The sequence below is a fragment of the Epibacterium ulvae genome (genome assembly GCF_018678075.1).
GTDB classification, from domain to species: domain Bacteria; phylum Pseudomonadota; class Alphaproteobacteria; order Rhodobacterales; family Rhodobacteraceae; genus Epibacterium; species Epibacterium ulvae_A.
In genome coordinates this window covers 48,506-67,542 of the sequence record NZ_JAHHIR010000062.1, presented here as the reverse complement: position 1 = coordinate 67,542, position 19,037 = coordinate 48,506, and the positions used below count along the sequence as shown (strand labels likewise).

The 19,037-nt window shown below is 57.0% G+C and carries 19 protein-coding genes and 1 pseudogene; 6 read left to right on the top strand and 14 right to left on the bottom strand.

All coding sequences use genetic code 11. The features are described 5' to 3' along the window. A pseudogene (locus KMP13_RS21100) lies at positions 1-356 on the top strand (transposase); the annotation flags it as partial. Here KMP13_RS21100 and KMP13_RS14770 read toward each other — a convergent pair. Further along, on the bottom strand, positions 289-837 hold the full coding sequence (locus tag KMP13_RS14770; RefSeq protein ID WP_215266727.1) for a glutathione S-transferase family protein: 549 nt from the start codon (positions 835-837) through the stop codon (positions 289-291). The pseudogene KMP13_RS21100 and the gene KMP13_RS14770 overlap by 68 nt on opposite strands. Positions 838-976: 139 nt before the next feature. Between KMP13_RS14770 and KMP13_RS14765 the strand changes: the two genes are divergently transcribed. Continuing rightward, positions 977-1,630 carry an RluA family pseudouridine synthase gene (locus tag KMP13_RS14765; protein WP_215266725.1) on the top strand — a complete coding sequence of 218 codons (654 nt, stop codon included), beginning with the start codon at positions 977-979 and terminating at the stop codon, positions 1,628-1,630. A 57-nt stretch (positions 1,631-1,687) separates the two neighbouring features. Here KMP13_RS14765 and KMP13_RS14760 read toward each other — a convergent pair whose 3' ends face one another. After that, entirely contained in the window at positions 1,688-3,127 is a 1,440-nt protein-coding gene (locus KMP13_RS14760) for an aldehyde dehydrogenase family protein (RefSeq protein WP_215266722.1), read from the bottom strand. 234 nt (positions 3,128-3,361) lie between these two features. Between KMP13_RS14760 and KMP13_RS14755 the strand changes: the two genes are divergently transcribed. Beyond that, a complete protein-coding gene (locus KMP13_RS14755; RefSeq protein ID WP_215266721.1) occupies positions 3,362-4,012 on the top strand; it encodes a peroxiredoxin in 651 nt (216 codons plus the stop codon). Between the two features lie 65 nt (positions 4,013-4,077). Here KMP13_RS14755 and KMP13_RS14750 read toward each other — a convergent pair whose 3' ends face one another. From KMP13_RS14750 to rbfA, 11 genes are all read right to left on the bottom strand, one after another. Next, complete coding sequence (locus KMP13_RS14750) at positions 4,078-6,207, bottom strand: rhamnan synthesis F family protein (protein WP_215266720.1); 2,130 nt, start codon at positions 6,205-6,207, stop codon at positions 4,078-4,080. A 22-nt stretch (positions 6,208-6,229) separates the two neighbouring features. Continuing rightward, a complete protein-coding gene (gene pnp, locus KMP13_RS14745; protein WP_215266719.1) occupies positions 6,230-8,365 on the bottom strand; it encodes a polyribonucleotide nucleotidyltransferase in 2,136 nt (711 codons plus the stop codon). A gap of 181 nt (positions 8,366-8,546) precedes the next feature. Continuing rightward, the gene (locus KMP13_RS14740) at positions 8,547-9,392 is read right to left on the bottom strand and encodes an RNA polymerase sigma factor (protein ID WP_215266717.1); all 846 of its coding nucleotides are present in this window, start codon (positions 9,390-9,392) and stop codon (positions 8,547-8,549) included. Next, on the bottom strand, positions 9,389-9,790 hold the full coding sequence (locus KMP13_RS14735; protein ID WP_215266716.1) for an SRPBCC family protein: 402 nt from the start codon (positions 9,788-9,790) through the stop codon (positions 9,389-9,391). The genes KMP13_RS14740 and KMP13_RS14735 overlap by 4 nt, the downstream gene beginning before the upstream one ends. A gap of 126 nt (positions 9,791-9,916) precedes the next feature. Beyond that, a complete protein-coding gene (locus tag KMP13_RS14730; protein ID WP_285895553.1) occupies positions 9,917-10,189 on the bottom strand; it encodes a DUF6525 family protein in 273 nt (90 codons plus the stop codon). A 176-nt stretch (positions 10,190-10,365) separates the two neighbouring features. After that, complete coding sequence (gene rpsO / locus KMP13_RS14725) at positions 10,366-10,635, bottom strand: 30S ribosomal protein S15 (RefSeq protein WP_215266713.1); 270 nt, start codon at positions 10,633-10,635, stop codon at positions 10,366-10,368. 174 nt (positions 10,636-10,809) lie between these two features. Next, complete coding sequence (locus tag KMP13_RS14720; RefSeq protein ID WP_215266712.1) at positions 10,810-11,784, bottom strand: calcium-binding protein; 975 nt, start codon at positions 11,782-11,784, stop codon at positions 10,810-10,812. Positions 11,785-11,886: 102 nt separating this feature from the next. Beyond that, positions 11,887-12,396, bottom strand: a complete 510-nt coding sequence (locus tag KMP13_RS14715) for a DUF1643 domain-containing protein (protein WP_215266711.1) — start codon at positions 12,394-12,396, stop codon at positions 11,887-11,889. Positions 12,397-12,438: 42 nt separating this feature from the next. Continuing rightward, positions 12,439-13,347, bottom strand: coding sequence for a tRNA pseudouridine(55) synthase TruB (truB, locus tag KMP13_RS14710; RefSeq protein ID WP_215266710.1), 909 nt, complete (start codon positions 13,345-13,347; stop codon positions 12,439-12,441). A 93-nt stretch (positions 13,348-13,440) separates the two neighbouring features. Further along, on the bottom strand, positions 13,441-14,160 hold the full coding sequence (locus tag KMP13_RS14705) for a phosphodiester glycosidase family protein (protein WP_215266708.1): 720 nt from the start codon (positions 14,158-14,160) through the stop codon (positions 13,441-13,443). Between the two features lie 32 nt (positions 14,161-14,192). After that, positions 14,193-14,588, bottom strand: a complete 396-nt coding sequence (rbfA, locus tag KMP13_RS14700) for a 30S ribosome-binding factor RbfA (RefSeq protein WP_215266707.1) — start codon at positions 14,586-14,588, stop codon at positions 14,193-14,195. An 89-nt stretch (positions 14,589-14,677) separates the two neighbouring features. Between rbfA and dapB the strand changes: the two genes are divergently transcribed. After that, positions 14,678-15,487 (top strand): 4-hydroxy-tetrahydrodipicolinate reductase, encoded by an 810-nt coding sequence (gene dapB / locus KMP13_RS14695; RefSeq protein ID WP_215266705.1) that lies wholly within the window; start codon positions 14,678-14,680, stop codon positions 15,485-15,487. Between the two features lie 129 nt (positions 15,488-15,616). Here dapB and KMP13_RS14690 read toward each other — a convergent pair whose 3' ends face one another. Continuing rightward, positions 15,617-15,817 carry a DUF1674 domain-containing protein gene (locus KMP13_RS14690; RefSeq protein ID WP_215266704.1) on the bottom strand — a complete coding sequence of 67 codons (201 nt, stop codon included), beginning with the start codon at positions 15,815-15,817 and terminating at the stop codon, positions 15,617-15,619. A 95-nt stretch (positions 15,818-15,912) separates the two neighbouring features. Between KMP13_RS14690 and KMP13_RS14685 the strand changes: the two genes are divergently transcribed. Both KMP13_RS14685 and KMP13_RS14680 read left to right on the top strand, forming a co-directional pair. Next, positions 15,913-17,175, top strand: coding sequence for an RsmB/NOP family class I SAM-dependent RNA methyltransferase (locus KMP13_RS14685; RefSeq protein WP_215266702.1), 1,263 nt, complete (start codon positions 15,913-15,915; stop codon positions 17,173-17,175). A gap of 114 nt (positions 17,176-17,289) precedes the next feature. Next, positions 17,290-19,032 (top strand): heparinase II/III family protein, encoded by a 1,743-nt coding sequence (locus KMP13_RS14680; protein WP_215266701.1) that lies wholly within the window; start codon positions 17,290-17,292, stop codon positions 19,030-19,032. The last annotated feature ends 5 nt before the right edge of the window (positions 19,033-19,037 follow it).

The window sequence follows — 19,037 nt, the reverse complement described above, 5'->3', positions numbered from 1 at the left end:
GGACGGGCGATCCGTCATGCACCTGTCCACATCAGAGTTTATCCGCCGCTTTCTCATCCATGTGCTCCCCCCCTCTCGGGCATGTGAACATGCCCTGCCGGGCAATGGACCGGTTCCACCGCATCCGCCACTATGGACTGCTCGCCAGTTCCGGGCGAAAGGCTAATATCGCAAAGGCGCGGACCTTGCTCGGCGCGCAAACCGCCAAACAGGATGACCCGCCAGCCGCCGAGGTCACCCCGTTCACACTGCGCCAGCCATGCCCCGATTGCGGTGAGCAAATGCGCATCATGGAGACCTTCCGGCGTGGCCAAAAACCGCAAACCCGCGCACCGTCCAGAAAGGCCGCCGCATGAAGAGATGCACGTTATCAACCAACGACCATTCCCCAAACGGCATCGCGTTTTGGGCTGGTATCGGCTTGGGTGAAGGAAAATTGATGGCAAACGGGTGCTCTTCGCCATTGGGCGCGGCAATGCGTTGGAAATACATCGCCTGTCCCATCATCGGGCCAACCCCGCCCATTTGAAACATCACCCATTGCAGAACCTCGGATCGGGCCTTGGCGTCGATGGGCAGAAAACACGCGTATTTCTCCGCCAGATACCACAGGATCGCGCCGCTTTCGAAAGCCGGAAAATCCCCATTCCCACGATCCACAATCGCCGGGATCCGACCGTTGGGGCTGATCTGCAAAAACGCCGGTGCCTTTTGTTCCTGTTTCGAAAAATCGATGGGGGTGAGGTCATAGGGCACACCGGCCTCTTCCAGGAAGATGACGGGTTTGTAGCCGTTCATCGTCGCTGCAGTAAAAAGATGAATATCCGGCTGGGTCATGGCGTGCCTCTTGTGCGGAGCAATAATGCTATCTGGGGCCAGCGACGTCGGGGATGCAAGGCGCTCCCCCTTCATCTAACCGTTAGCGTAAACCGCGCCTGCACCTTGCCCTCGTGCAACGGGCAAGCTAGGCAGCATCATGCCTGTGTCGAGCGACTATAACCCGCCCCAAGATCCATTGGATTTCCTGCATCACGATGCTGAGATTCTGGTGGTGAACAAACCTGCCGGCCTGCTGAGCGTTCCCGGACGCGGCGAACATCTGGCGGATTGTCTGATGTCGCGGGTGCAAACGGTCTTTCCCGAGGCGCTGCTGGTCCATCGGCTGGACCGTGACACATCGGGTGTGATGGTTTTTGCGCTGACCCCTCATGCCCAACGCCATCTGTCGATGCAGTTTGAAAAGCGCACGACCAAGAAAGCCTATGTGGCCCGTCTGACCGGAACCCTTGAACCGCGCGCGGGCACAGTGGATTTGCCGTTGATTGTGGATTGGGAAAATCGCCCCCGCCAGATGGTCTGCCACGAGACGGGCAAACCCGCGCTTACTGATTGGCGTGTGGTGAAATATGGTGAGGATGAAACCCGCGTGCGCCTGACTCCGAAAACCGGTAGGACCCATCAATTGCGGGTTCATATGCTGTCGCTGGGGCATGCGATCCTGGGTGATCCGCTGTATGCCACTGGCGATGCGTTAGATCATGACCGCATGATGCTCCATTCCGAAGAGCTGCGGATCAAACACCCAGACAGCGGCGAATCTATGCGGTTCCGTGCCAAAGCGTCGTTCTGATCGGGTGATCCGATAACAAAGGCCGCCCTGCAATCAGAGCGGCCTTTGTATTTTGGGTTATTCAGGCGTCCAGCCGCCGACGGATTTGACCTCCAGGAAGTCTTCAATCCCCCAAGTGCCACCTTCGCGCCCATTTCCAGATTGCTTCATCCCGCCAAAGGGCGACCCGGCGCTGCGCGACTTGCCGTTCATCTCCACCATGCCAGAACGAAGAACCCGCGCCAGACGATTGGCCCGCGTGACATCCTGCGTCTGCACATAGTTGGTAAGCCCATAGGGCGTGTCATTGGCGATCTCGACCGCGTCTTCTTCGGTGTCAAACGGCAGGATCGACAGCACCGGGCCAAAGATCTCTTCGCGCGCAATGGTCATCTGGTTGTTCACATCCGCAAAGACCGAGGGTCGGACGTAGAAGCCTTTGTTCAACCCATCGGGACGTCCCGGACCACCGGCCACCAGACGCGCGCCCTCGTCGATACCTTTTTCGATCAGGGCTTGGATCTTGGTCCACTGCAGCTCGTTCACGACGGGGCCAATGTGGGATCCGGACTCTGACGCGGGGCCAACGGTGACACCTTTGGCGACCTCTGCCGCTTCCTCGACCACTTTGTCATAGATACCGCGCTGCACCAGCATACGGCTGGGCGCGTTACAGCTTTGACCGGTGTTTTGCATCATGTGCAACACGCCACGTCGCACCGCGTTATCGTCGGCATCGTCAAAGATCAGGTTGGCACCTTTGCCACCCAGCTCCAAATGGACGCGTTTCAACGTATCCGCTGCCGCCTTGGAGATAGCGGTGCCAGCGCGGGTCGATCCAGTAAAGGAGACCATGTCGACATCCGGATGCGCCGAAAGCCGCGAGCCGACACCAACACCATCGCCGTTCACCAGGTTGAAGACCCCAGCCGGGAAGCCCGCCTGATCCATCATTTCAGCAAAGACGATCGCGTTCAGCGGGCTTTCCTCGGACGGTTTCAACACCATGGTGCAACCGGCAATCGCGGCCGCACCAACCTTGAGCGTGACCTGGTTCATCGGCCAGTTCCAAGGGGTGATCAGCGCCGCAACACCAACCGCCTCGTGGATGATACGATCGTTGGGCGATGCGTCGTTCAGGGGGTGTTCAAAAGGGAACTCTTTGGCGGCCGCGATGAAATTGCGCAGATGCCAGCTGCCCGCGCCCGCTTGTGAGCCGCGCGACATATCCAGCGGCGCGCCCATTTCCAGCGACATGGCCTCTGCCAACTCGTCAGAACGGCTCTCATAGATCTCCAGCAATGTTTCGACCTTGGCGATCCGCTCTTCGACCGGGGTTGCCATCCAGCTGGGCAGGGCTGCTTTGGCGGCGGCAACGGCGGCGTCCGCGTCGGCCTGCCCCCCAAGTGAGATCACCGCACAGGCGTCCTCGGTTGATGGATCAATGACGTTATGATCGCGTCCATCAATTGGGCTAACCCATTGACCATTTATGTAAAAATCGCGCTTCTCAATCATCGAAGATACTCCCGGTCCTACGCAGTTTGACGGTACTGTGTCACTGCGGGACACAACGCACAAGCTTCATTGACTAATTTGATCAAATTACTCCCGCCGCCGCAAGGCATGACCAAAAGTTTCTCCATATTTCATCTGGTAATCCGCGGGCATGGTTGCAATCCTGCGCGCGCGAACAACATTGAGGAGGGAGGCGACATCACCCTCGCTCCATCCGTAAAAGGGAGACCCACCATGGGCTTGCGCATAAACGACACTGTTCCGAATTTTACAGCCGAAACCGACCAGGGCACCGTTACCTTCCACGACTGGATTGGTGACAGCTGGGCGATTCTGTTCAGCCACCCCAAAGATTTCACCCCCGTGTGCACTACGGAATTCTCTGCTGTGGCGCAACTGTCCGATGAATGGGAAAAACGCGGCACCAAAGTGATGGGGGTCTCGGTCGACAGCGCAGAAGACCACCGCAAATGGAAAGGTGACATCGAAGCCTACGGCAAAGCGCCCGCTAGTTTCCCGATCGTTGCTGACGCTGGTCTTGAAGTCTCCAAAGCCTTCGACATGCTGCCCGCTGAAGCCTATCTGCCCGATGGTCGCACCCCCGCAGACAGCGCCACCGTGCGCTCCGTCTTTATCATCGGCCCGGACAAAAAGCTGAAACTGTCGATGACCTACCCGATGACGGTTGGCCGAAACTTTGCGGAAATCCTGCGTGCCCTGGACGGTCTGCAAATGTCCGGCAAAGGCGTGGCGACACCGGCAAACTGGGTCCCAGGTGAAGACGTGATCATCCCACCCACCGTGTCAAACGAAGCCGCAAAAGAGAAATTCGGCGAGTTCGAGACGATCTTCCCCTACTTGCGCAAGACAAAAGCGCCGGAGTAAACATACTTTCTTTTTTCTCGCGTGCTTTTCTGAGCACGCGAGAAGGTAATAAATAGTTGGTCAGATCAAGCGTCAAATTCGGATGCACGTTGACGCCGTTGATCTAATGCTTCCTCCAAAATAACATCAGAAAACGGACCTTCTAGATCGCGTGCAAATTGTAATGTAAGGTCCGATGCCTCTTTACTTAGCCAAACCGGTGATTTTTTGAGAAATGCGAAACCGTTTTCGTCATGCATAAAGCGTGTCATGGTATAGCTGACACCTTGTCCAGCAACGATCGTAAGGACTAGATTTACGAGCTCGTCCTTTGAGGCATTTTTCCCCAAAAGTTCTTTTTTTAAGGCATCGAGCTTCGGTGCCGCTGGAATAATCGTATTGCGGGCGACTTCCCGCAAGGCGTCGCAATCTAAAGAGCTGAGTTTTTTATCCAGCTCCGCCAACTCCAATGTTGTCCCGTGCGAAAAACCGTTGGCAATCACCCACTTCGTAAATCCAATTTCACCGCGTCGCACGGTTACGGTTTTATCGTTGGTCAAAGGAAAGCTTTTCCAGAACTTCAGAAATCTCGGGTCTTTGAACATCTTGCCTGAAATCAGCAACCCAAAGGAGCAGTAGTGAAAGTTCTTATGGGAGCTCGTGTAAGACCAACGTAACGATCGATACCTTTCCGGAGTTGCACGCGGATGTCCATAATTTGTTGCAGCTCCCACAAAATCCAAATTCAAGGCTTCGGCTTCCTTTAGCCAGTTCGATGAACCCGGCAATGGGAACCAGCTTGAATCATTGAGAATAACAAGCTTGTCTACTGATGGAAGTGTCTCTCTTGCCAACAAAACGCCGTCTCGGTAACCGCCGAAATCATAACCGAAATTCGGGCGTTCGATGACTTTGTATGAAAGTTTGGTCAGCGTTTGCCGGTCGGCATCAGATAGTTCCACATTTGAAACGACGATCGGCGCATAACCTTCCTTTTTCAGATACTCCAGCGCGACCTTATGTGACGCGAGCAATCCAGATTTTGGAAAAATCAGATAGATCGCCACTTTCTTTTCAAATCGCACATCCCCATCAGTAATTTGTTTCTGGCGGGCCAGAACCAAGTCGTAGTATGGCTGAGCGAGAAAATAGGATGCATTGCGAGGGACCAACTCTTTTAGTTGCTTGAACGGACGAATAAGCTCACGTTTCAATTTCCAAAGCGGTATGTTTCGCCAGGAAACGGGCATGTCCCAAGGGCTTGTATACTTTTTCGCAGATTTACGCGCGCCTTCATAAAACCCAAAACTCTTTGCCCTGCGGCGCGCAGAAAAAAGGTTTTCGGGAGAGAGCAGCCCCAAAAATGCTTTAAGCGTCGTGTGTAACCTCGGATGCGGGCGCTCGTGCTTCTCCATGGCATAGATCCTGGACTGTGCCAGTTGAAACGCTTTGAAACGTGTTATTAAAGGATCACGACCAGAAGCATGCCCGGCTTGATGGCGCACTCTTGCAGCGGGTATGAAAATTAACTTCCCCTGCTTACGCACACTTAAAGACCAATCGTCGTCCTCGTGGTACATAAAGATTTCAGGGTCAAACGGGATATCGTGAAACAGTTTGCGACGTGCGAAAATCGCCGACCCCGTAAGAACAGGAACCTCGCATTCTTCCTTTGGGCACCCCCGTGGGAGCCAGTCCGACTTTGGCAACAACACAGAACGACGTTTGAAATCGGCTGAACCGTCGGGACTTTCAATGCGTGGACCAAAAGCTGTATTCGTGCCGTATTTTGCAGAAGCACTAAGAAGTATTTCTAATGTTCCGTCGCAAAGTTGAGAATCAGGGTTCAAAAGTAATACAAATTCACTTGTTGCGCTCTCGACCCCAAGGTTGCAACCTCCTCCGAAGCCAAGGTTCTTCTCGCTGTTTACGAGCTGAAAGCCAAACTGGGCTGACAGAGTCTCTAGTGCGCCAGTATCACTTCCACCATTATTGACGACTATAACACGCGAATCTTTAGGCACCGAATTTAGCATGTCTGGCAAGATGGGGCTGCTGTTGTAGCTCACGGTTACAATTGTGATATCGTTAACAGACAGGGGCGTCATCATCTTTGTCCTAGATACGTTCTTCAATGCAAAATGAAGCAGTGAAGGTCTCAAATCGAAGTGAAGTAGAAAGCCCCAACCAAAGGCCAGGGCTTTCGTTTTACTCATACGTTAAAAGTAGCCCGCAGAATTACTCTGCGTCTTCTTTCTTCTCAACGATCTCTTCGCCGGTTTCTTGGTCAACAACCTTCATCGACAGGCGAACCTTGCCGCGGTCGTCAAAGCCCAGCAGCTTCACCTTAACTTCTTGACCTTCTTTCAGAACGTCAGAAGGATGGTTCAGGCGTTTGTTCAGGATCTGGGACACGTGGACCAGGCCGTCACGCTTACCAAAGAAGTTCACAAAGGCGCCGAAGTCGACGATTTTGACAACTTTACCGGTGTAGACTTTGCCTTCTTCGGGCTCTGCCACGATCGAATAGATCATGTCATAGGCCTTCTTGATCGCTTCGCCATTGGCAGATGCGATCTTGATAATGCCGTCGTCGTTGATGTCGACTTTGGCGCCAGACGTTTCCACGATCTCACGGATGACCTTACCGCCAGAGCCGATAACTTCACGGATCTTGTCGGTTGGAACCTGCATGGTCTCAATGCGCGGCGCATGCTCCGAGAACTCGGACGCTTCGGTCAGAGACTTGGACATTTCACCCAGGATGTGCAGACGGCCTTCCTTGGCTTGGGCCAGGGCGGATTTCATGATTTCCGGTGTGATACCGGCGACCTTGATGTCCATCTGCAGCGAGGTGATGCCTTCGGCTGTACCCGCAACTTTGAAGTCCATGTCGCCCAGGTGGTCTTCGTCACCCAGGATGTCGGTCAGGATGCCATAAGAACCGTCGTCTTCCAGAACCAGACCCATCGCAACACCGGCAACCGGTGCTTTCAACGGAACGCCCGCGTCCATCATGGACAGGGAGCCACCGCAGACGGATGCCATCGAGGACGAACCGTTGGATTCGGTGATCTCAGAGACAATACGTACGGTGTAAGGGAAGTCGGTGGGTGCGGGCAGAACAGCCTGCAGCGCGCGCCATGCCAGTTTGCCGTGGCCGATTTCACGGCGACCGGGGGAACCAACGCGGCCAACTTCACCAACCGAATAGGGAGGGAAGTTATAATGCAGCAGGAAGTTGGATTTGAAGTTGCCATGCAAGGAGTCGATGAATTGCTCATCGTCGCCGGTGCCCAGAGTAGTGACAACCAGACCCTGCGTCTCACCACGGGTGAACAGCGCAGAACCGTGGGTCCGTGGCAGCAGGCCGGTTTCACACTCGATGGCGCGAACCTGATCCAGGGCGCGACCGTCGATGCGACGACCGTTTTTCACAACATCACCGCGCAGAACGCCGGATTCCAGCTTCTTCAGAGCAGAGCCGAGGTTTGCGTCGTCTTGCTGCTCTTCGGTCAGGCCAGCAATGATTTCGTCTTTCAGCGCAGAAACGGCTGCAACACGCTCTTGCTTGTCAGAGATTGCGTAAGCGGCACGCATCTTCTCTTCACCAGCGGCTTTGACAACTTCGTACAGTTTCGAATAGTCAGGCGCTTGGAAGTCAAACGGCTCTTTTGCGCATTCTTCGGCCAGATCAATGATCAGGTCGATCACCGGCTGGAACTGCTCGTGGGCAAAGGTCACCGCGCCGAGCATTTCTTCTTCGCTCAGCTCATAGGCTTCCGATTCCACCATCATCACGGCGTCTTTGGTGCCGGCAACAACCAGATCCAGACGCTGTTCTGGGTTCAGGCGCAGGTCCTGCATGTCGTCAACGGTCGGGTTCAGCACATAGTCGCCATCGGCAAAGCCAACGCGCGCACAAGCGATCGGACCACGGAACGGCGCACCCGAGATGGTCAGCGCCGCAGAGGCTGCGATCATCGCAACGATGTCGGGGTCATTGACCAGATCGTGGGACAGAACGGTACACATCACCAGAACTTCGTTTTTGAAGCCGGGGACGAACAGCGGGCGGATCGGACGATCGATCAGACGCGCGGTCAGGGTTTCTTTTTCTGTTGGGCGCGCTTCGCGCTTGAAGAAACCACCGGGAACTTTACCGGCCGCATAGTATTTTTCTTGGTAGTGTACGGTCAGAGGAAAGAAATCCTGACCAGGCTTTTGGGCCTTGGCGAAGGTCACGTTCGCCATAACACTGGTTTCACCCAGTGTGGCAATCACGGTACCGTCCGCTTGACGGGCCACTTTGCCGGTTTCGAGGGTGAGTGTCTCTTCACCCCATTGCATCGATTTTTTGGTAACGTCGAACATACGTTTCGTATCCTAAATCGGAGCACTCCCAGGCGTATCCCGGGTCTCCATTTGTCATAGCGGCCCCATTGCCGCCGACCCTATCTATCTTTCTTTCGCGCACCAGGGTCCGGGTACATCGTCTCAGATGCCCGGTGCTTATCTGAAATTGCATGATTTGCAAAGCAGCGTTTTATTGCTGCTATTGCACGGGATCACCGACATCCGGTTGGACATCGAGCAGAGGCAGGATCATATCGCTCATTTGCGATGGAAAGTCCGGATTGGACCGCATCAACGCCGCCGCCGCGCGCCCGTCTTCTAATGAGCGGACAAGTGCCGAGACCTGGTTCGGGGTTCGCGTGGGTATCTGATCCAGATCGAATTGGGACGCGCCTTTGGCGATCCGTTTCTGCTCTAAAGCGGGCGCAATCCGTGTGACGCATCGACAGGGGTTTTTCTCAGACACCACACCGCATGTCTTGGTCACAAAGCTGGTGACCGCTTTGCGCGCGCGGGTTAGCCGCTGGCGAAAAGCTGTGGGCGTAATCTCCAAGGCATTGGCGGCCTCTTTATCGGTCAGCTCAAAAATCTCACCCAGGACATAGGCCATGCGTGCGGGTCGGTTCAGGCAGGTCAGCATCGCCAGGGTGCAACCGACTTTGACTTCTTCCAGCGCAAGCGTTGTTTCGGCGTCGGTCATCGCCCCCTCAGCCAGGTCGCGTCGCCCGGTGTCGAGATCCGCCGCAAACCCTTCAAAAGTCAGGCGCATGGCTTCAACCCGCCCGCGTTTACGGCGGTTTACCAGATCGCGGCAGGCAATCTGCATCGCCCAGGCACCGGCGGCATTGACGTCGCGCAGGGTGCCGATATGGGTCACGATCTTGATCAGGATCTCTTGGGTTGCATCTTCGGCATCGGCGCGGTTGGCCAGCATGCGCAGCGCGAGATTGTACACGGGCCTTTCGGCCGCGCGTACAATCGCATCAAGGGCGGCGCGGTTCCCCTGTCGCGCCGCCTCGATTTGTTCCCCGTAGAATACGATCATGCTTCCATCATTGTTTTCAATTCAACCAGCTCTTGTGCGAGAATCCCCATTTGCGCTTGTAACGCACCTTCCAGCGCTTCCAAAGGCACAGGCGGCGCCATCAAAACAAAAGAATAGATGGATTTGTCGTCACCATCCGGTGTCACACGAGAAAAGGCCGTGCCAACGGATCCGTCGGGGAAAGTCATATACCAATCAACGGATCCCGCTGCGGTATTGGCCACAGTGTTCAATTTGATCGGGACTGCACCGTTTGGAGTCACCAGGTCGGCCGTTTCAGCATCTGCGCGTTCAAACGCATTGGTCCATTTGGTCAGGTTTTGCGGTTGCGCCAGAAATTCATAGACTTCGGCTGCAGATTTGTTGATGCCGATGGACTGAACGTCAAAGGTCTTCATGAGATATCTCCTTATCAAATCCGCCGGTTTTCCGACGGTATATAGATAAAGAGGCGGCGACCGCAGCGACTGTGACAGAGGTTCTGAAGTTTTTTTCGAACCCGCGGTTTTTGGGGGGGGCGGGCGTCAGCGCGGGGTCTTTTCAACCTTGTTCAATGTCGAGGCTTCGACCTTGTCCAACAGTCGCAATCGCTCGTTGACCGACAGGCCGCGCGACTTGGCCTTGCGCCAGATACGTTCACAGGATTTGGGCGACCAGGGCAGGTTGGCACCGGTCATCCAGCGGCGCAGGTCTGGGGGGAGCCGGTCAAATGCCTCCATTGGATCGCCTCGCCGTACACGGCTGCGCAATCCGGTATCGCCGCGGTTCGAGCGACTTTGTCTCTGTGTTTCATTCATCTGCTGCAAACGTCGTTGTGGTCGGCGCGGGCCCAATGGGATGTCAGCGCTCTGTATAAAGTGTCATGTTATATCGTATCACGAAATGCACAAGACCAGGTGCACCATTCAAACGTTCGGGCACAAAAAAACCGCGCCCCAAAGGGACGCGGTTGATCGACCGGGGTCGAGAATTCTTAGCGGCGGATGCCAAGGCGTTGGATCAGGTCCTGGTAACGGGCCACGTCTTTGCCTTTGGTGTAGTCCAGCAGCTTACGACGCAGAGCAACCATCTTCAAAAGGCCACGACGACCATGGTTGTCTTTTTTGTGGGTTTTGAAGTGCTCGGTCAGCGTGTTGATACGCGAGGTCAGGATCGCAACCTGTACTTCAGGCGAACCGGTGTCACCTTCTTTGATTGCGAATTCTTTCATCAGGCGTGCTTTTTCTTCAGCAGTAATCGACATCGGGGTCTCCTTAAATAAGGTTAAAGGTGAATGGCGCAGGCCGGGATGTCGTCCAGCTCAGGCCCGTGGAGAAATCCGCAAGACTTCATGAGAATCCCTGCAGATGGGCGCGTATAGTCTGAATTTTGGACTTTGGCAAAGGCAAACTTGGGCGCTTTCCGCTGACCTGCGGGCTTATTGGACCGATGGCTCATCCCCGGTGACAATCATATGTAAGAAAATGTCGCTCATCTGGATTTCGGATTCGGCCGTGAGGCTGGCCACCAACTGTCCGTCTACATGAACTTCAATGTTGTCGGAGGCTTCGCTTGGTTCATGTATCGCGATTTCAGGCGGGGCTTCTGGATCAAATTCCCAAGGAATGACCAGCTCATCTTCTCCGGTCTCAAAATCCATGATTTCTATCGCGAAACCGTCATCGGCCTGGCTGGCGGTGATTTCATCCGCGCCTGTGCCCCCAGTAACAATATCATCGGCACCCGCAAAGATCGTGTCGTCCCCAGCGCCGCCATTCAAGTAGTCGCGCAACGCGTCGCCATCACCCAGCAACAGATCATTGCCATAGCCACCAAACAGCGTGTCTTCGCCGTCTCCACCTTCCAGCGAGTCGGCACCATCATTGCCATGTAGCGCATCATCGCCCGCATCTCCGGACAGAACATCGCCGTCCTGACCACCATGGACGGTGTCATCACCCTCTCCGCCATCCAAAGTGTCCGCACCGTAATGTCCAAACAGCTGGTCATCATCGGCGCCCCCTTCCAGCAGGTCGTCACCCTCTTCTCCGTGCAAAAGGTCGAAACCGTCCCCACCGTTGAGCGTATCGTCATCCTCGGCCCCAAACAGCGCATCATTGCCCGCGCCGCCCAAAACCGTGTCTTCGCCGGAACCACCGTTGATCTGATCCGCGCCTGCCAGACCTTCGATCTGTTCATCGCCGTCGCTACCAGAAATCGTATCGGCCTCTGCACTGCCAAGCAGCACGTCCAGTGACATAATATCCTCGTCTGAAGACGGGTCAGATCCATCGTCGAATGCGAAAGCATCGTCTGTGTCAGAATTGTCGGGGTGGTCATCATTGTCGGAGCCGTCGATCATCAGCAGACCGCTGGCGGCGATAAGTGTCATAACACCGGCAATCATAAACATCGCACAAAACTCCAACCCGCGCACAAACACACGCGCGGCCTAATCTTTACCCTCACATAGAACTTATAAAACAAATAGAGAACACCGGTTAATTTCCAATGTCTAAATTCGCCAAACCTGCGGTTTTTGCGCGTAGGAAATATAGAGCGGATGTTTGGGATGGCCCGCTTTGCTCAATCCCAGATGATGCAATGGACGCCCAGCAACGCGCAGGATTTCGGCGACCTTTGGCCCCTGTCCGCGATGTTCGCCGTGGGTGCCCCAGGCGCAGATCACCATATGCGCCCACGCCAACCCTTCGCGCAGAATGTCCATGTTATCAGGACCTTCCGGCGCTTCCGTCGCGCGCATGTCGCGGGGATCTGTGGCACGATAGGCAAAGATATTGGTGGCGCGAAACCCACCAAACCCCAAGGCTCGGGCGCGGCGTTCGCAGCGTTCAATGGTGGGGTCATTTTGAACTTCGGTCGCTTTGGACGGGTTCAGCATGATGAACATCACCCGCTGTGCGTCTGGCTCCCAGATCCGCGTCAGGCTATAGCGATAGGTCTCGCAATCTGAATACACAGCGGAGGAGGGCGCGTCGCCCTTGGTATGATGGCGCGTGATCATGCCCCGCGCCATGCCATGAGTTTTGTGGCCGTGCAAGTAGGCCTATTGGTTGAACACCCGGTTTGGATGCAGGCTGCCGGATTTGTAGACCCCAACTGCGACGGCTTTTCCTTCCAGTGACGCCCAGGCCTCATCACCGTATTCAACCGCATCATTTGGCATCACCATGCCGGGATTGCCGTTTCTCAGACGCACCGCGCCTTCGGCGGTACATTTGACCTCGGGCAGACCGTCCAGGCCCTGTTCCAGCGGGCGCAGATGGGTGTCCAATTCGGGCGTGCGTTCCATCCGCATGACGTCGTCCCATTTCATGCCCTCTTCCACATCAAAGGGACCGGACCAGATGCGGCGCAGCTCTTTGACGTAGGCATGACATCCCAACGCCGCGCCCAGATCGCGCGCGATGGAGCGGACATAACCACCCTTGCCACACGTCATTTCCAGCACAACATGGTCGGCATCGGGGCGGTCTATCAGGAACAGCTCTTCCACCCACAAGGCGCGCGCAGCCAGCTCAACGTCTTCGCCGTCACGCGCCAGTTTATAGGCCCGTTGCCCGTCGATCTTGACCGCAGAGAACTTGGGCGGCACCTGCTGGATGTCACCCAGAAACGGCACCAGCGCCTCTTTGATCTGCTCATCGGTGGGGCGCTCGTCGCTTTGAGCGATCACTTCCCCTTCGGCGTCATCGGTATTGGTAGCCTGACCCAGGCGTACGGTGAACGTATAGGCCTTCATCGCATCGGTGATAAAGGGCACGGTCTTGGTGGCCTCACCCAATGCAATCGCCAAAACGCCGGTGGCTTCGGGATCCAATGTGCCCGCATGGCCGGCCTTTTGCGCTTCCATCGCCCAGCGGACCTTGTTCACAACCGCGGTCGAGGTCATCCCTGCCGGTTTATCGATCACCAGCCAGCCGGAAATATCGCGCCCTTTGCGTTTGCGTCCCATTACGTGTCCTCGATGCTTGATGTGAGGCGCGCGGCGTAGCCCAAGCCTTGCGCCCTGTCAATTCTACATAGCCGCAATCGAGTGGGATTTACATCATTCCGCTTTGTCTTCGACGACGCCCACAATGGGCCCCATCATAAATCCCGCATCGCTGCGCCCGACCTGCGGGGCATGCAAACGTGAGATATTGCCATCGAAGTACAGCGCATTGGGCAGCTGCAAGTGGTCGCGAAACAGGCTGCCAAATTGATGAAACGTCACCGCATTGCGCGAGATGACAAAGACCGCGCGGGTGCCATCCGCCGACGTACCCACCCCGTTTCGGATAAAGAATGAGGTTGAATCGGGCAGAAACCGAGGGTGCAGCGCGCCGTCAATCACCAGCATCGGGCCGGATTGGGTGGCATAGTCGCAACGCACATCGCTGTCGCGGAAGGTCAGCGTCTCGTAAACATCTGCGCGACCCTGGCGGATGCAGAATATCCCATTGGGCAGCAGGCCAAAGTTGCCAGGTCCTGCATTGGGGACCAGCTTGGTGACTTCTTCGCCCTGTTCGACAAACAGCCCAACGGGAGAGCGATCCGTGTGATACATCCCGGCATTGGTGGCAAAGCTCAGCACTTTGCCTTGATCTGCCAGATCCGCATCCAGACGCGAAAAATGCCCATGCACGTCACCGCCGTCATCCTTCAGGAAAAGCTGCAACTGTTCTTGGGCCGCGTCGACCTCACACAGCGTATAGCGATTGCCGTCATGGGCGAGGTCACGGCATTCCACCGCTGCCGCAGACTGCGGCGCACCTGCCCATGCCATGCAGGTGCACAGCAGCAGACAGGCAGCGCGGATCACTCGTCAATATCGCGGCGCACCGCGTCCTGACCCAGCATCCGGCGGGTGTCGTCCATCTGGTCAAAGGTCTGATCCAGCTGGAACCGCAGATCGGGCGTGAACTTCAGACCCAGCTTTTTGCCAATCGCTCGGCGGATCTCGCCTTTGTTGCGCGCCAACAGCTGCACAACCTCATCCTGACCCTGTCCGCCCAAGGGCAAAACATAGGCGGTTGCGATTTTCAGATCCGGCGATGTGCGCACTTCGCCCACCGTGATCGACATACGGTTCAGGTCCGGATCATGGATATCCCCACGCGCCAGCACCTCCGACAAGGAGCGGCGGATCAGCTCGCCGACACGCAGCTGACGTTGGGAGGGACCGGGACCATCATGAAATTTGTTCTTAGCCATATTTCCGATCTATGCCGAAACGCACCCTTTGCCAAGCGCTCCTCGCCGCGTTAGGAGGAATTCAGCACGTTATGCAAAGGACCAGAGCGATGACTGACCTCCCCGGAATTGTGATCACCGGCGCCTCGGGGCGTATGGGACAAATGTTGATCAAGACCGTTCAGGAGAGCGACAAGGCGCGTCTGGTTGCTGCGGTTGAACGCACAGGCCACGACTGGATTGGCCGTGACCTCGGCGAAGCCATGGGGGGGGGCGCTATGGGGGTGACTGTCACCGACGACGCGCTGGCGGCATTTTCAACCGCCCAGGCAGTGATTGACTTCACCGCACCCGAGGCAACAATTGCGTTTTCGAAGCTGGCGGCGCAGGCCGGCTGCGTTCATGTCATCGGCACCACCGGCATGGCGGATGATCAAATCGCCCAACTTGCACCGGCGGCACAGGACGTGACGATCATTCGCGCTGGCAATATGAGCCTGGGCGTCAACCTCTTGATGCAGCTCACCAAAAAGGTTGCCGCGGCACTGGATGATGATTTCGACATCGAAGTGATCGAAGCCCACCACCACCACAAAGTCGACGCGCCTTCAGGCACTGCTTTGATGCTGGGCGAAGCCGCCGCTGAAGGGCGCGGTGTCAGCTTGGCCGAGGTCGAAGACCGCGCCCGCGACGGGATCACCGGCGCCCGCAAAAAGGGCGACATTGGCTTTTCCGTGATCCGGGGCGGAGACATCGTGGGCGAACACGACGTCTTGTTTGCAGCCGCCGGCGAACGCATCGTTTTGCGCCACATGGCCACCGACCGCGCCATTTTTGCCCGCGGAGCCGTCAAAGCGGCCCTGTGGGGCCAAGGCAAAGCGCCGGGTCAATACGATATGGTGGATGTTCTGGGGCTCTGATGTAAACGGCCCTATGGGCCGTGCCTCCGGCGGAAGTATTTAAGAAAAAGATGAAACGGGCGCGCAGTCAGACCTTCATCTTTTCAAAAATACTTCGGGGGTGCGGGGGCTGGCCCCCGCTGGAGCGGATCAAAAATCGACCGCGATGCCTTTTTTCTCCCAATCGCCAAACCGCACGGGTTCCGGGCCGTCACGCCCACCCAGTTCGGTTGGCAGCGGCGCTTCGGCTTCTGCGGCTTTGCGGCGCTCTTCGGCCTCGGCCAGAGCGCGCTGCGCGGCGGGCGGCAGGTCTTTCCACTCAGGTTTGATCTCGGGTGTCTCGTCGGTCATTGACGGGTTCCTTTATGCTCTGGGCATGATATACGCCGCTCTTCATCAGGAACAAGCGGTTCCCGCAACCACCCGCATCTCAAGAGGAGAGCCGGATGTCCGACGCAACCCAAGCGCGCCGTACCGTCATCTATTTGCTTGATCAGGTTTTGGGCGAACAGCGCCTACTGGCCGAAAGCTATGCCGCAGGGGTGTTGGATCGACTGGAGCCGCAAGATCGGGCACGGGCGCAACGGTTGGTGGCAGATACGCTGCGCAATCTGGAACGCTGTGACAAGATCCTGTCGAAATATCTGAAAAAAGCCACGCCTTTGCATGTGAAAAACGCTCTGCGCCTTGGGGTTTATGAGCTCTGCGCCGGTGGCGCGGCGCATGGTGTGGTCAATACGATCGTCAATATTGTGGCCCGTCACAAACGTCACGGCGCGCTCAAAGGTTTGGTGAATGCGGTTTTGCGCAAGGTTGCCGAACATGGGCCTGCCGAATGGGCGAAACTGCGCACCCCGCGCCTGCCGAAATGGCTGCGCAACCCGTTGGTGCAAGCTTGGGGACCAGATGCGATTCGGGTCATTGAAGACGCCCATCACGCGGGCGCCCCCCTTGATATCACGCCCAAAACCGACGTTGCAGGTGATGCCCTGAACGGAGACGTTCTGCCCACAGGCTCCATCCGATTGCAGGACGCGGCGCAAGTGTCGGCTTTGCCCGGGTTTGACGCGGGCGATTGGTGGGTGCAGGACGCCGCGGCCGCTATGCCGGCGCGTCTGTTGGCGACGCAATCCGGTGAAGCCGTGCTGGACCTTTGTGCGGCACCTGGCGGAAAAACCCTGCAATTGGCCGCATCCGGGGCAGATGTGACAGCCGTGGATATCTCTGAAACCCGTCTGGGTCGGCTGCGTGAGAACCTGGAACGCACCAAGCTTTCGGCCAAGGTCATTGCAGGCGATGTGCTGGAACAAAGCGGACAATATGATGCGATCATCCTTGATGCGCCCTGTTCTGCCACCGGCACCATTCGCCGCCACCCGGATCTGCCACATGCCAAGGATGGCAGCGACTTTGGCGCATTGATTGACCTGCAGGCACAGATGCTGGCCCATGCGTGGAGCCTGGTCAAACCCGGCGGGCGTATGGTGTTCTGCACTTGCTCGCTTCTGCCGGACGAGGGCGAATGCCAGGTGGAAGAGGCGCTGGGTATGTTCCCGGACATGGCGGCCGACCCTTCAGCTTTTGCACAGCTCGGAGTTGATTCGTCCTGGATCACCGAAGAAGGCGGCCTGCGCCTGCGGCCCGATTATTGGGCAGAGCGTGGCGGGATGGACGGGTTTTACATGGCTCTTCTGCGCAAATCTTCTTGAACGACACGACGGCATAGACTCAACCCCGGTGACTTGGCGTAGACAGCGCGCTATGGTCACGGGAAAAGGCCTGCAATTTTACACCTCTAGGCCGGGCGTTGAGACTATTTGAGCATGTCACACTACAGCCGAATTTCGACCAATGGGACACGATTTCTGAACCGTTGGTATGCCTATCGCGCGCGCCGACAACCCTCGGCGACGGGGTTTGTGTCGCAACCTGAACCGCGCACCATTGGCAGTTTTGCACGTGGGCGACAGCTGGTTGCAGGCAATCTCCTGTTTGCGGGCTACCTTTTGGAATCGCAAACAACCGGGCTGTGGGAAGTGGACGCGCCAGACCAGGCGTTTGATGCGGAACGCCACGGGTTTGCCTGGCTGGATGATCTGGCTGCCGTCGGAGATCTGAATGCCCGCAAAAAAGCCCAGACCTGGGTTTGGGGATGGATCGAGGCGCATGGCATGGGCGGCGGCATCGGGTGGAGCCCGGATCTGACGGGGCGGCGGGTCATTCGCTGGATCAACCACGCTTTATTCCTGCTGGCAGGCCGTGACAAAGCGGCGTCGGATGCATTTTACACCTCGCTTTCGCGACAAGCGTGGTTTCTGTCGCGCCGTTGGCAGGGTGCGACGCCCGGCTTGCCGCGTTTTGAGGCACTCACGGGGCTGGTCTATGCGGGACTGGCGCTGGAAGGGCGCGAAGAGCTTGCGGAACCTGCAATCAAAGCACTGTCTGACGAATGTACGCTTCAAATTGATGACCAAGGGGGGCTGCCGACGCGCAACCCGGAAGAGCTGCTGGAGGTCTTTACCCTGTTGACCTGGGCCGCCGCCGCGCTGAGCGAAAGCGGTCGCCGTGTGTCCGCGCCACATCTGGCCGCCATCGACCGGATCGCCCCGACCTTGCGCAGCCTGCGTCATACGGATGGCGGGTTGGCGCGGTTTCATGGGGGCGGACGCGGGATGGAGGGGCGTTTGGATCACGCCCTGGCCGCCGGTCCAACCAGCAAGAAACTGCCCGATGGCCTTGCGATGGGATATGCACGACTTTATGCGCGCCGCACCTCGGTGATTATTGATGCGAGCCTGCCGCCCAAGGGGGTTGCCTCCTATAACGCGCATGCCTCGACCCTGGCGTTTGAACTGACGTCGGGGCGGCGACCGCTGATAGTAAATTGTGGCTCGGGCGAAACCTTTGGGCTGGAATGGCGCCGCGCCGGGCGGGCCACGCCGTCGCATTCCACATTATGTCTGGCCGGCCATTCCATGGCGCGTTTAGCGCAACCGCAAAAGATCTCAAGCCGTGAAGCCTTGATCGACGGGCCGGCCCGCGTCCCGATCGAGGTCGAAGAGCAAAGTACCGAGACCAAGGTAGAGCTGGCCCATGACGGTTATGAACGCGACTTTGGCCTGACCCATGCGCGTACGCTTGAGCTGAGCGACGATGGGCGATCCCTGACGGGAGATGATATGTTGCTGGCGCTGGACGCCACAGGTCAGCAGCGTTTTGATCAGGCCAAACGCAGCGCCGGGGCGACCGGGATTGGTTATGATCTGCGATTCCATCTGCATCCGGATGTGGATGCACGCCTGGATATGGGAGGCGCGGCCGTGTCACTTGCGCTCAAAAGCGGTGAAATCTGGGTGTTTCGTCAGGACGGACGGGGCAATTTGCGGCTGGAACCCAGCTTTTATCTGGAAAAAGGCCGCCTGAAGCCTCGCGCTTCTCAACAAATCATTCTATCTGGCTACGCAATAGAGTATGCGACGCGGATCCGGTGGGTGTTAAGCAAGGCCCAAGACACTGCTGTTGCCGTTCGCGACCTCAACCGGGACGAGCCCGATAGTTTTGATTGAGCCTG